The sequence below is a fragment of the Paracoccus seriniphilus genome (genome assembly GCF_028553745.1).
Classification (GTDB): domain Bacteria; phylum Pseudomonadota; class Alphaproteobacteria; order Rhodobacterales; family Rhodobacteraceae; genus Paracoccus; species Paracoccus seriniphilus.
This window is the reverse complement of sequence record NZ_CP067129.1, coordinates 1,281,605-1,294,475: the sequence shown is the minus strand read 5'-3', so window position 1 is coordinate 1,294,475 and position 12,871 is coordinate 1,281,605. Positions and strand designations below refer to the sequence as shown.

The window sequence follows — 12,871 nt, the reverse complement described above, 5'->3', positions numbered from 1 at the left end:
TCTCGCTAGGCTCGCCCTGCCGGGTCGATGAAACCGGCAATGATCAGACCTGCTGACAGAACGTAACGCCCGTGCAGAAGCTCTCCTGCGGCATAAGGCGCGACGGCGCGGGTAAAACGGGCCGTCAATTGTCCCGTTTCGGGGAAAATCCGAATCGTCATGACATCAAAACCAAAGATCGTTTTGCTGACCGGATATTGACATTTGAAAGCGGCTTCCTTTGCAACAAAAATCAGCCGCGCCCAACGCAGCGGCGCAGGTTGTCCCGAAATCCAGGCACATTCATCGCCATCACAAATCTCGGACAGGACATCAGCGGGCAGCGGGGCATCGGGTTCGATATCGATGCCCAATCCCCGAAAATGGCTGGTCGAGGCGACCACGGCCAATGCGGTGTCCTCGGCATGGGTAATGCTGCCGGTCAGATCTGCAGGCCAGATCGGAGCGCGATCCTCTCCGGCAGGGATCGCGGCGCGTGGCGCGCCAATGGCCGCCATGGCAATGCGCGCGGCCGCCCGTCCCGCCGCGAATTCGGCCTGCCTGTGGGGCACGGCCCGCGCCACGACCGGCTGTTCTTCCGGCCATGGATTTTCGGCGGCGCCGATGGACATGACGCCAAGCCCGACCGTGTCGGGAAACAGGCTGCCTGCCATCCGTGCCAGTCTTGCCATGGCTAGCTCTTGCCCCGATTTGCCCGCATCGCCCGACGGCGCGACATGGCCTCGGCCCGCGCCGAGGCGCGATCCTCCAGCGTGGTCTGGCCGCCTGCTGCTGCAGGCTGCGCAGGATTGTTCGCCGGGTCAGCCGCGCCCAGATGCGCCGAAAGGGATTCCAGTGTCGGGAACTGGAAGATGTCGGTGATCGACAGGCGAACACCACCGCCCAGCGCCTGCTTGATTTCGCGATGCGCCTGCACGGCCAGCAATGAATGCCCGCCCAGCGCAAAGAAATTGTCCTTCGCGCCAATCTGCGGCCGGTTCAGAATGCGCGACCAGACCTCGGCAATTGTGGCCTGCACACCTCCCGCCGGCGCCACGAATGCCTCGCTCAGGGGTGCGTTGGCCTCGGCGGGGGCAGGCAGGGCCTTGCGATCGACCTTGCGGTTCGGCGTCAGCGGGAATTCGGGCAGCTTGACCACATGCGAGGGGACCATATGCGCGGGCAGGATCTGCGCCAGATGTTCCCGCAGCGCCTCGGTCGCCAGCCAGCTGTCGCCGGTCACATAGGCCACCAGCCGCATGTCGCCCGGCCGATCCTCGCGCGCCATGACCACGGCCTGCCGCACTCCGGCAAAGCCTTCGGCAACGGCCTCGATCTCTCCCAGTTCGATACGATAGCCCCGCATCTTCACCTGATGATCCGCGCGGCCCAGAAATTCCAGCCGGCCATCCGGTGCCCAGCGCACCAGATCGCCGGTCCGGTACATGCGTCCGGCATGGAAGGGGTTGGGCTTGAACCGTTCCTCGGTCAGGTCGTCGCGCTGCCAATAGCCGCGCGCAACACCTGCCCCGCCTATCCACAGCTCTCCCGGGGTTCCTACCGGGACGGGCTTCATCTCCTCATCCAGAACATAGACCTGCGTATTGGCAATCGGGGTGCCAATGCTGGCAACGGGGTCCGAGGCCTGAGCCGTAGCCGTGGTGGACCAGATGGTGGTCTCGGTCGGGCCATACATGTTCTCGATACTGGCAGAGCTGGCCTGATTGAGATCACCCACAAGGCTGCCCGACAGGGCTTCGCCGCCGATCATCAGATGTTTCACCCCTGACAGTGCCGCACGGGCGTCGTCATTCATGGCAATCATCCGGGCCATCGAAGGGGTGCATTGCAGATGCGTGACCTTGTGACGGCGGATCTGCGCGGCAATCGAGAAATCATCCTGCGCCGGGGCATTGCCGGCATTGCTGCGCGCCAGAAGCTCGGCCAGGGGCTTCAGCCCTTCCATGACCTGTTCGCGCGAAATGCCATAATCGATCAACGCGGCGATTTCGGTCACCCCGATCTGTTTCAGCTGTTCGACGCGAGGCAGGACCTCTTCCACGGTGCCGAACAGGCCGGAATCCTCGAAGTAACGGTTGAAGGCGAAATCCAGAATGGCTTCGTTCTCTTCATCGCTCAGGCTGCCCAGATCAATCTGCATCGGGTTCGAGACGCCCTCGGGCTTCTTGAAGGCCGGGAATGCCCAGGCGTATTGCTTTACTAGCGCCGCGGCCGAGCGCAGGTAATCCTTCATGGGACCACGCGCGACCTCGCGGGCAGTTTCACGATCGCCCGCCAGATAGCTGTGCAGCATCAGCGTGACGCGATATCTGGACGGATCGCGTCCACTGTCACGCAGCGCCTGATGGTAGATCTTGATCTTCTCTCCGACCTCTTCGATCGACTGGCCCAGCAAATGGGTCAACACATGGGCGCCCAGTTCTCCGGCCTCGCGCCATGTGGCGGGGTTGCCTGCGGTGGTGACCCAGATGTTCAGCTCATCGGAAACCGGACGCGGCTGTGTCAGCACATCGACCATCTTGCCGTCGGCCATGGGGAATGGCACGGTTTCGCCTCGCCACAGCTTACGCAATGTCTCGATGGTCCTGTACATGGCGGGCTTGTTCTCGGGCGGCGAGTTCTCGGGACGCAGCACGAAATCTTCGGGATGCCAACCAGAGGCAATGGCCAGCCCCGTGCGCCCCTCGGTCAGGTTGTCGACAACTGCCCATTCCTCGGCAATACGGATCGGGTGATGCAACGGCGCGACACAGCTGCCAGCCCGCACTTCAAGGTTCTTGGTTACCGCCGCAACAGCCGCCCCCGTCACCGAGGGATTGGGATATGGACCACCAAAGGCATGGAAGTGCCGCTCGGGCGTCCAGACGGCGCAGAAACCGTGCTGATCTGCAAATTTGGCACCTTCCAGCAACAGCTCATATTTGGCACGTCCGACACCATCGTCATTGCCCCAGTAAAACAGGCTGAAATCCATTCTCTTGTCGCTGACAGCCGTTCCCCCGGACACCAGCGCCCGTTCGGCATCGCCCATCAGCACCAGACGGAAGCCCCGGGCCAGCGTATAAAACAGCTCCAGCACCGAGATATCGAAGGACAGCGATGTCACGGCCAGCCAGACCCCGGCGGGATCATGCTGGACGCGGTCATCCATGCCGGTAAAGAAATTCGCAACATTGCGATGTTCCAGCATGACGCCCTTGGGCCGACCGGTCGAACCAGAGGTGTAAATCAGATAGGCCAGATCCGCGGTCGAGACACCGCTGTCAGGATTGTCGCCGGGCGCAGCCTCAAGACGCGAATCCTGATCCAGCACCAGCAATTTGGCACCATGCGCGGGCAGCGAGGATGACAGCGCGCTTTCGGTCACGATCACCGGACAGGCGCTGTCCTCGATGTATAGCGCAATGCGATCCGCCGGATAGGCCGGATCCAGCGGCACATAGGCCCCACCGGCCTTCATGATTGCCAGCGTGCCGATCAGCAGCTGTTCGTTGCGCCCGGTATAGATGCCCACCAGAACGCCCGGCCCCACGCCCATCTCACGCAGCACATGGGCTGCACGGTTGGCCCTCTCGTTCAACTGCGCATAGGTCAGGTCACGGTCTTCCACCGTCAGCGCAACCGCATCGGGAGTTTTGGCGACCTGAGCTTCGAAAGCATGGTGAATGCAGATATCAGGGAAATCCACCGCCGTCTGGTTCCACCCCTGCGTGACCAGCTCAAGTTCAGCACCGGGCATGGGGGCGATATCGGCGACCGCTCCGTCCTGTGCAGCCGCATGCGCCAGATGCCCAAGCCGCCGCGCCAGCAACTCGGCCCCAGACCGGTCCAGCCGTGCGGCATCGAAATACAATTGCCCCGTTTCCAGTGCCAGGGTCAGCACCGTCCCGGCGACAGGCGCATGACCCCGGGCCGTCACGCCGATCGCGGGCTTTTGCGGCATCTGTATCGCAGGATCGCGAAGCGGCAGATCAAGCGCAAACGCGGGATGTTTGCGCGCCCGCTCCATCCTTGCGGCCATCTGCTCGCGCAACCGGCTGGTCGAAGCCGCTCCGTCAACCTCGGCGCGCAGCGGAACCCAATCTGACAGATAGCCCGCCGCCAGAGGCGCGTCTGGATCATGCAAGGCCAGATCGACGGCATCCTCGCCCGCCAGCCCCGTCGCCAGAAGCGCCAGCCCGGCCAGCAGATCGCCCTCACCCGCCTCTATGGGCAGGGATTGCCAGTCAGCTGCTGCATCGACCTCATGAGCCAAAGGCACGACCGCTGCAGCCAGACGGCGCAATGCCGTGCGCCAATAACCCTCGCCGCCGACAGTCGCGGCAATGGCATCTGTCAGGCCCTGGCGATCCTGCGGACCGTTCAGAACCTTCCCCAGCAATCCGGCAGGGTCGAATTCCGCGCCATCCAGCGCCCGCAACCCTTCAAGACGCAACGCCCCATCCGCGAATATCGCGGTAATCCCCTCGACCCCGGCCGCGATGACCGTTCCGGGCGCGCCCGCGCCCTCGGCTGGCGAACCATGGGCCACCGAAATCACCCGGCCATCCACTTCGAATTTGGCCAGGGCCAGCGGATTGACATAGTCGCCATGATCCAGCCCGCGGATCAGACGCAGCGCCGCGTCGCGCGAAGCCGTAAAATCAATTGCAGCGGCTGCCTCGGGGCGATCTGCGCGGGCGTGGTAGCCTCGCAGGGAGAGATCCTGCTTCCGGCGCTGAAGGCCGTTTTCGACCTGTCCGATCACGGCAGGGAAACTGTCGATTGCCGCCTCGAAGGCCTTTGTGTTCAGGGTCAGCGTGGTGTCATCGTCGGCAATCGGGAACAGCCGCTGTTCCAGGATATCACCTTCGTCGATATCACCTTCGATCAGATGCCAGGTGATGCCATGCTGGCTGTCACCCTGCAGGATCGCCCAGGCCGGCGTGTTCAACCCCGCGCGGCGTGGCAATGGCCCGTCGTGAAAGTTGATGGCACCCCTGGCGGCGCGCTGCAGCAATGCCTCGGGCACCAGCGACAGATTGGCGATGCTGAACAGCCAGTCATAGGCCAGATCACCCGGCTCCTTGGTATCAGCCTGTGACAGGGCCGGAATGCCCTGAGTTTCAGCCCAGTGACGAATGTCGCTGTCGCGCGTGATGATCGCGGCAATGGAATGACCGCGGTCGCGCCATTGTCCGGCGCATTGGATCAAAAGGGATTCATTCCCGATAAATACGGCGGATTGCGTCATGTCGTCCTCTCGGTGACGGAAGAAGCGGAGCTGTGAATGCTTGCCGGAGCAATGCCTTTGCGCAGGGCGCGCAGGTCATGTGCCAGCAGGTCGCGCATATGCCCCTTGGGACCGTTGCGCGGCGCATTGCCAAGCGCGGCGCGCAGGCGATTGATGGAAAGCCCCGAGACCTGGGCCAGGGTTGCGGCCATGGCCGTGCCAAGACCGTGGTTCTTGCGGAAATAACGCCAGCGGCTGTCAAACCAATAGCCGGGCGTGCGGTCCCATTGCTTCATGCCGGTCGAAACCGACCCGATATGCGCCACGCGGCTGGTCGGCACGTAATCGGTCCGCCACCCGGCCCGCGCGGCACGCAGGCAAAGATCGGTTTCCTCGAAATACAGGAAATAGCCTTCGTCAAAGGCCCCGATCTGGTCCAGCATGTCCTGACGCATCATCAGGCTGGCTCCCGCCACCCAATCCATGGGCGTGGTCTGTTCGGGGATCGGCTGGGGAATGATCGCATGGCGCAGCAGCCGCGACACCGGCCCCGATTGCGCGCCGCCCTCGAATTCCGACGCGACCGAGGGAAAGCGGAAACAGGTGACATGGGGTTGGTCGTCGGTGCCATGGATATAGCTGCCAGCCAGCCCCACCGCCGGGTTGGCCTCCATATGATCGCGCAACACCTGAATGGCATCGACGGCGGGGAAGGCATCCGAATTCAGCAGATAGACGTAATCGGGCCGCCCTCCGCCGGTCAGGCCGGCGCGTATGCCCACATTATTGCCTGCGCCAAAGCCGCCATTATGGCCGGACTGGATGACGCGGACGCGGTCCCAGCCACCTTCGGCCACGGCCTCGCGCAGGATATCCTCGGAGCCGTCCTGACTGTCATTGTCGACAATGACGATTTCGCCCGCAATATCCTTCATCGCGGCAATGGCAGCCTCGGCCGATTTCAGGGTCATGGGCGCGGTGCGCCAGTTCAGGATGACTGTCAGAACTGTTGCCATGCGCCTACTCCGCCGCCTGGGCATAGGCCGGATCAAGCCCTTGCTCGGCCTGGGCAATCACCTCGCGCATGCGCACGGCCATCACCCTTACATTCGGCTCCAGCACCATGCTGTCATGATCGCCCGGAACCTCGATCACCTGCAAGGCAGGCGCAAAGCGTGTCAGGTCGTTGTCCTCATAGACATATTCCTTGGCCGCGCTGACCCAGCGCCCGCCGGACACCCGCCAATGCAGGTCCAGAGGCGGGCGGAACAGAACGACCCTGCCATCTCGCGGCTGCATGTCATATTTGGGCAATGCGGCGCGGAAGGCGGTTTCAATCGCGGTGTTGTGGAACTGGTTGGCGCTTTCCGAAGGCGCGTCACCCAACGCCTTTTGCTGACGTTTCCAATCGGCCCGCGCCTTCATCCATTCGGCCAGATAGGCCGGACCTTTCCGACGCAATTCCGCCAGCTTGATCAGAGCCTTGTCCTGCCTTGTCAGATTCGGCCTCAGAGGCAATGGCGTATCCAGAAGAACGGTCAGCGCGACCTCATCCCCGCCGGCCTCAAGCTGACGGGCCATTTCCCATGCGATCAGACCGCCACCCGAAAAGCCGCCCAGAAGATAGGGGCCCTGAGGCTGAACCGACTTCAACTCTGCAATGTAATCCCTTGCCGCATCGACAAAATTGTCATGCGGCTTGTCCTCGCCGAACAGGCCCCGCGCCTGCATGCCATAGAAGGGCCGGTCGCCGCCCAGCAATTGCGCCAGATGGCGCAGGTTCAGCACATTGCCGAACATGCCCGCCACAAGGAAGAAGGGGCGTTTGCCGCCGCCTTCGCCCTGATGCATCGGCACCAGATGGGTATAGCGCCGGCTGGGCGTCTTTTTCACCGGAGCCTCGGCCTCGCCATCCTGCGGGCCGATCCGTTCTTCGATCAGGGCGGCACAGGCGGCGATGGTCGGCGCCTCGAACAGGATCGAGATCGGGAAATCAACAGACCAGGTCTTGCGGATCATCGCAAACAGCCGCACGGCGATCAGCGAATGCCCACCCAGATCGAAGAAGCTGTCCTCGACCCCGACCTGGCTGACGCCCAGCAATTCCTGCCAGAAGCCGACCAGGGTGCGTTCAATGCCGTTGCGCGGTTCGACGTAATCACTGTCCAGCTCGGGGCGTTCGAACCCTTCGCGCTGCTGGCTTTCCTCGACGGCCAGACCCGCCTGCGAAATCAGCTGCGGCAGCGGCATTGAGGACACGACAACCTGCGGCTTGCCGGTGGCCAGCGCACGAATGAAACCCTCTGCGCCCTCTTGCGGGCGGATCCCCTGCGACAGATTGTGCTGCAGTCTCTCCTCGGCAGGCGACAGCTTGCGATCGCCATCGCCCTGATCGGGGAACAGGATATCGCGTCTGGCATTGCCTGCCCCGAAATCCAGCGTCCCTTCGATCCGGTGAATGGTAAAGCCCTCGATATCGATCAGCACGTTGCCGGCGGCATCGGTCAGTGTCACGTCAAAGCGCGCAAAGGGCGAATTGCTGTTGTTGTCACCCGCGTTGCGCACCCAGCTGCGGATTTCAGCGGGCAGCGGCGCATGAACCCTGATGGTGCCATAGCTGACCGGCACCCAGAGATGATTGGCCTGATACCCCTCGATCAATCCCATCGCCCAGCCTGTCGCCAGATCCATCAGCGCCGGATGAATCTGATAGCCTTTCAAGGTCTCGCTGCGGAAGGCATCGGGCAAGGCCAGTTCGGCCAGACCTTCGTTTGCGCCATGGCTGCGACGGCGCAGGACGCGCCAGCGCGGACCAAAGCGCAGATGCGCCTCTTGCGGGCTGACCAGTCCAGAGGGATCGGCCTCGACATCGCGATTGCAGCGCGCGGCAATCTCCGCCAGATCGATCCGGGGTTGCGGGGGCTTGTCAAAGCTGATCTGCGCCTGAGCGTTCAGTTCAAAGCCGACGCGGCCATCGACCTGAACATCGCTGCGGATCTGAACGGCATAGCCTTCGTCATTGCGCGTCAGAGACAGGCGCATCTGCCGCGTCGCGCCATCATCCACCGAAAGCGGGCGGAAGAAATACAGATCACGGATCTGGAAATCGCCCTGCTCGCCATTGGCCCGCAGGGCCTGTGCGATCAGGTCCAGATAGCCGGTGCCCGGCACCAAGGCCTGACCATCCCTGGTGCGATGGCCATCCAGCAACCACATCTTGGTCGTGAACGCGCTGGTAAAGATGCGGTTTCCATCGGCATCGAATGTCGCGCCATCCAGCAAGGGCGCATCGACGGGCTGCACCTCGGCAACCTCGGGCGTGGCAAAGGCTTCGGCGGCCATGCCGACCTCGGCCCAGATACCCCAGTTGATCGCCGTGACGGCGGTTTTCCCGCCTGCACGCGATTTCGCCCAGGCATTCAGGAACTCATTGGCGGCCACATAATCGACCTGCCCCGCAGGCGCGATGGCGGTCGAGGTGGAACTGAAGACCACGATATGCCCGACCGAACCATCAGGGAACACCTTGTCCAGAACCTCGGTGCCGTGAACCTTGGGCGCAAAGACATTTTCGACACTGGCCGATGATTTCGCCAGAATCGGTGCATCATCGACAACACCGGCACCGTGAATGACCGCGTCGATCCGGCCAAATCGGGCCATGACCTCGTCTCGCGCCGCCTGCATATCCTGCAGGTTGCAGACATCCGCTGACAGGCAGATGACCTCTGCCCCTGCCGCTTCAAGCTGTTGCACGCCACGGATGCGTCCGGCCATCACGTCATTGGGAGCCGCGGACCGCAGGATGCGCTCCCATTGATCGCGCGGGGGCAAGGCACGACGCCCGATCAGTGCGATCCGTGCGCCGAGATCACGGGCGAGCCGCTCGGCCACGGTCAGCCCGATGCCACCATAGCCACCCGTCAGCATGACCACCGCCGCTTGCGGCAGACCGGTAACCTGTTGCTCCAGCGGCAAGGATCGCCAGGTCAGCTGATAGCGACGCTCTCCACGCAGCGCGGCCGAGAGGTTCGCCGCATCCGCCAGCATTTCCTCAAGCACGCGATCCGTCAGCGCATCCCACGCCGCATCCGCACGCCGCCCCGCAGGCAGCGCAAGGTCCAGCGAGGAACAGGTCACCCCCGGCAATTCGCGCGGCATCACCCGCAATGGCCCCGCGATGGTCGCCTTTTCGGGATAGGGCAAGGCCTCATCGCGCACCTGCACGGCACCGGTCGTCACGGCCATGACATGGATGGGCCGCGGCAGGTTTTCCTCGGCAATGGCCTGCGCCAGGAACATCAGGCTGTAAAACCCCTGTTCCTGATTGCGATGGAAGAAGCTGGATCCGGGACGGAAATTTTCCGAGGCGGTCACCAGCCAGAAATGCGCGATCCGTTGCGGCGCAAGCCCCTGCGCAACCAGATCATGAATCAGCCGGTCATAATCCTCGCGTCCGCGTTCGGGCGACAGGGTAAAGCTGTCCTCGCCGGTCTGGGCATAGATATCGCCCGCGCGCACCTCGATCACCTTGTGGCCCACACCACGCAGACGGGCAATGGCACGTTCGGCCAGCCCGGCCTCATCTGCAAAGACCAGCCATGTGCAGGGTTCCGCCATCCGAAGATCATCGGCCTCGATCTCGGTCTCGGCGGCACGGGGGCGCCAATGCGGCTGCCAGCCCCAGTTTTCGACGCCTTCGATGCGTTCGGCCCAATCCTCTTCGGGGCGCAGATCGACCTGCCCCGGTTCGATGAAATAGCTGCTGCGCTGGAAAGGATAGGTGGGCAGAGGCACCCTGTTGCGACGCGCCTCGCCCCAGATCGGGGTCCAGTCCACGGCGATCCCGACCGCCCAGAGGCGCCCGAGAGTCGAGATGAACCATTCGTCATCGGCCACCTGCTGTTCGGGATGGCGCAGCGAGGGCATGACCTGATTGGAGGGGATGCCATTGGCCTGAGCCAGCGATGACAACGCCCGGCCCGGTCCGACTTCCAGATAGACGCGATTCTTGCTCTGGGTCAGGCAGGCGATCCCATCAGCGAAATTCACCGTATTGCGCAGATGCGCGACCCAGTAATCGGGGCTGGTGGCCTCGGCAGCGGTCAGCGGCTGGCCGGTCCGGTTCGAGATCACCGGCAGTTTCGGCGCATTCAGGGGAATGCTGCGCAGATAGTCGCCAAAGCGGGTCAGGATCGGTTCCAGCATCCGGCTGTGGGCGGCAATGTCGATCTGGATTCGCTGCGCCTCGATCTCATCTCTGGCCAGCCGTTGTTCCAGATCGTCCAGCGCCGCCTGCGGCCCCGAAACGACGCAAAGATCGGGCGCATTGACCGAGGCCATGTCCAGATCATCGGCCCAATAGGCCTGCAAGGCTTCACGCGACAGCGGCACCGACAGCATCCCGCCCGGCGCGATCGTGTCAAACAATTGTCCGCGCAGATGCACCAGGCCGATGCAATCCTCGAAGGACATCACGCCGGCCAGACATGCCGCGGTGTTTTCGCCCATGGAATGCCCGATCAGGGCCGCGGGCTGCACGCCCCAACTCATCCAGAGCTGGGCCAGCGCATATTCGGTGATCATGATCAGCGGCAATTGCACCGAGGGTTTTTTCAGGCGCTCGACCGCAGCGGCGTGATCCTCGGCCTCGGGCAGCCAGACCGCCCGCAGATCATAGTCCAGCGAGGGAGCCAGATGATCCAGTCCGCGATCCATCCACTCCTGAAAAACCGGTTCGGTTTCATACAGGTCGCGGGCCATGCCGGCAAATTGCGCGCCGCCGCCGGGGAACATGAACACGACCTCTGGGGGCTCGGGCAATTCCTGATGGGTAAAGACCTTGCGCGGGTCGCCCTCTTCCAGCTTGGCTGCGGCCTCATCGTGATCATGGGCCACCAGGACACGGCGGTGCTCAAAGGCGCGACGACCCTCCTTCAGCGTCCAGGCCACATCTGCCAGAGGCTGTTCGGGATGGGCCCGCAGATGCGCGGCAAGATTTGACGAGGCCTGATCCAGCGCGGTCTTGCTGCGTGCCGACAGGACCAGCAGATGGAAGGGCCAGTCGCTTTCCTCCGAAGCGGCCCGCGCGGGCGCCTCTTCGACGACGGCATGCGCATTGGTGCCACCGACGCCAAGGCTGTTCACTCCGGCACGACGCGGCGCGCCGTTCAGACGCGGGAAGTCACGCAGGCGATCATTCACCATGAAGGGTGAATCTTCAAAGTCGATGGCCGGATTGGGCGCCTCATATCCCAGCGAGGGCGGAATCTGGCCGTGATGCAGCGCCATGCTGACCTTGATCAGACTGGCGACGCCTGCCGCCGTATCGGTATGGCCGATATTGGTCTTGACGCTGCCGATGCCGCAAAAGCCCTTGGCATCCGTGGTCTTTTCAAAGGCCTGCGTCAGCGCCGCGACCTCGATCGGATCTCCCAGATAGGTGCCGGTGCCGTGACATTCGACATAGCCGACCGTTCCGGCATTGACCCCGGCCACGGCCTGCGCCTCGGCAATGGCGCGGGCCTGACCCTCGACCGAGGGGGCCAGATAACCGGCCTTGGCCGAGCCATCGTTGTTCACCGCAGTGCCACGCACCACGGCCCAGATATGGTCGCCATCGGCAATCGCATCCTCCAGCCGACGCAGCACCACGCAGCCTGCGCCAGAGCCAAAGACGGTGCCCTGCGCGCGATGGTCGAAAGCATGGCAATGCCCATCGGGCGACAGAATCTCGCCGTCTTCGAACAGATAGCCGCGACCATGTGGCAGTTCGATGGTCACGCCCCCCGCCAACGCCATGTCGCATTCGCCGTTCAGCAGCGATTGCGCCGCCTGATGCACCGCTACCAGAGAAGTCGAACAGGCAGTCTGGATCGACAGGCTTGGCCCCTTGAGGTCAAAGATATGGCTGACGCGGGTGGACAGGAAATCCTTGTCATTGCCGGTATGGCGCAGCAGGAACATCCCGGTATTCTTGACCAGATCGGCATTGGAACAGATATTGAAATAGAAATAGCTGCCCATGCCGCAACCGGCGAAAACGCCGATCGGCCCATCGAAACCCTCTGGCGTATGACCGCTGTTCTCAAAGGCTTCCCAGGCACATTCCAGGAACTGGCGATGCTGGGGGTCCATGATCGCCGCCTCTTTCGGCGAGAGCCCGAAAAAATCCGCGTCAAACCGTTCGAAGCCTTCAAGAATCGAAGAGGCCGGCACGTAATTCTTCTGTCGTAGGCGCGCCGGGCTTTCACCATTGGCGAGCAGCTCATCCACCGAAAGATGACGGATGGATTCGATGCCGTCGCGCAGATTGGCCCAATATTGGTCGATATCTGCAGCGCCCGGCAGATGTGCCGACATGCCGGTAATGGCGATTGCGCCATCAAGGCCCTGCAGCGGATCATCGTGTTTTGTCATCGCGTCACCCGTTTCGCATTGCCGCCCTGGGCACCCCATCTGGCCAAATGACAATTCGACCCACGCAATCTTGTCACCCGATCAACACGGACAACAGCCGGATTTCCCTTAAATTGCGACCATTTCGTCAAATGCCGACAAGGCGCGGCCACTGCCGCGAGCAACGCGATTCCCATTTACAACTTCAACCTTCATACACAGACATAACAGCTAATTCGCAAAGCCCTTTGTTTGAACCTG

At 62.8% G+C, this 12,871-nt stretch carries 4 protein-coding genes; all 4 read right to left on the bottom strand.

All coding sequences use genetic code 11. The features are described from left to right. Positions 1 to 5: 5 nt before the first annotated feature. From JHW44_RS06305 to JHW44_RS06290, 4 genes are read right to left on the bottom strand one after another with little or no spacing between them, the layout of a single operon-like run. On the bottom strand, positions 6 to 671 hold the full coding sequence (locus JHW44_RS06305; RefSeq protein ID WP_089342911.1) for a 4'-phosphopantetheinyl transferase family protein: 666 nt from the start codon (positions 669 to 671) through the stop codon (positions 6 to 8). Between the two features lie 2 nt (positions 672 to 673). Next, positions 674 to 5,233 carry a MupA/Atu3671 family FMN-dependent luciferase-like monooxygenase gene (locus tag JHW44_RS06300; protein ID WP_089342912.1) on the bottom strand — a complete coding sequence of 1,520 codons (4,560 nt, stop codon included), beginning with the start codon at positions 5,231 to 5,233 and terminating at the stop codon, positions 674 to 676. Continuing rightward, positions 5,230 to 6,228, bottom strand: a complete 999-nt coding sequence (locus tag JHW44_RS06295) for a glycosyltransferase family 2 protein (protein ID WP_089342913.1) — start codon at positions 6,226 to 6,228, stop codon at positions 5,230 to 5,232. The genes JHW44_RS06300 and JHW44_RS06295 overlap by 4 nt, the downstream gene beginning before the upstream one ends. Before the next feature lie 4 nt (positions 6,229 to 6,232). Continuing rightward, complete coding sequence (locus JHW44_RS06290) at positions 6,233 to 12,631, bottom strand: type I polyketide synthase (protein ID WP_089342914.1); 6,399 nt, start codon at positions 12,629 to 12,631, stop codon at positions 6,233 to 6,235. Positions 12,632 to 12,871 lie beyond the last annotated feature (240 nt).

What these genes read in the sequence shown, in the direction of transcription:
- JHW44_RS06295 (WP_089342913.1), bottom strand. Translation starts at nt 6,228, where the DNA reads ATGGCAACAGTTCTGACAGTCATCCTGAACTGGCGCACCGCGCCCATG.
- JHW44_RS06300 (WP_089342912.1), bottom strand. Translation starts at nt 5,233, where the DNA reads ATGACGCAATCCGCCGTATTTATCGGGAATGAATCCCTTTTGATCCAA.
- JHW44_RS06290 (WP_089342914.1), bottom strand. Translation starts at nt 12,631, where the DNA reads ATGACAAAACACGATGATCCGCTGCAGGGCCTTGATGGCGCAATCGCC.
- JHW44_RS06305 (WP_089342911.1), bottom strand. Translation starts at nt 671, where the DNA reads ATGGCAAGACTGGCACGGATGGCAGGCAGCCTGTTTCCCGACACGGTC.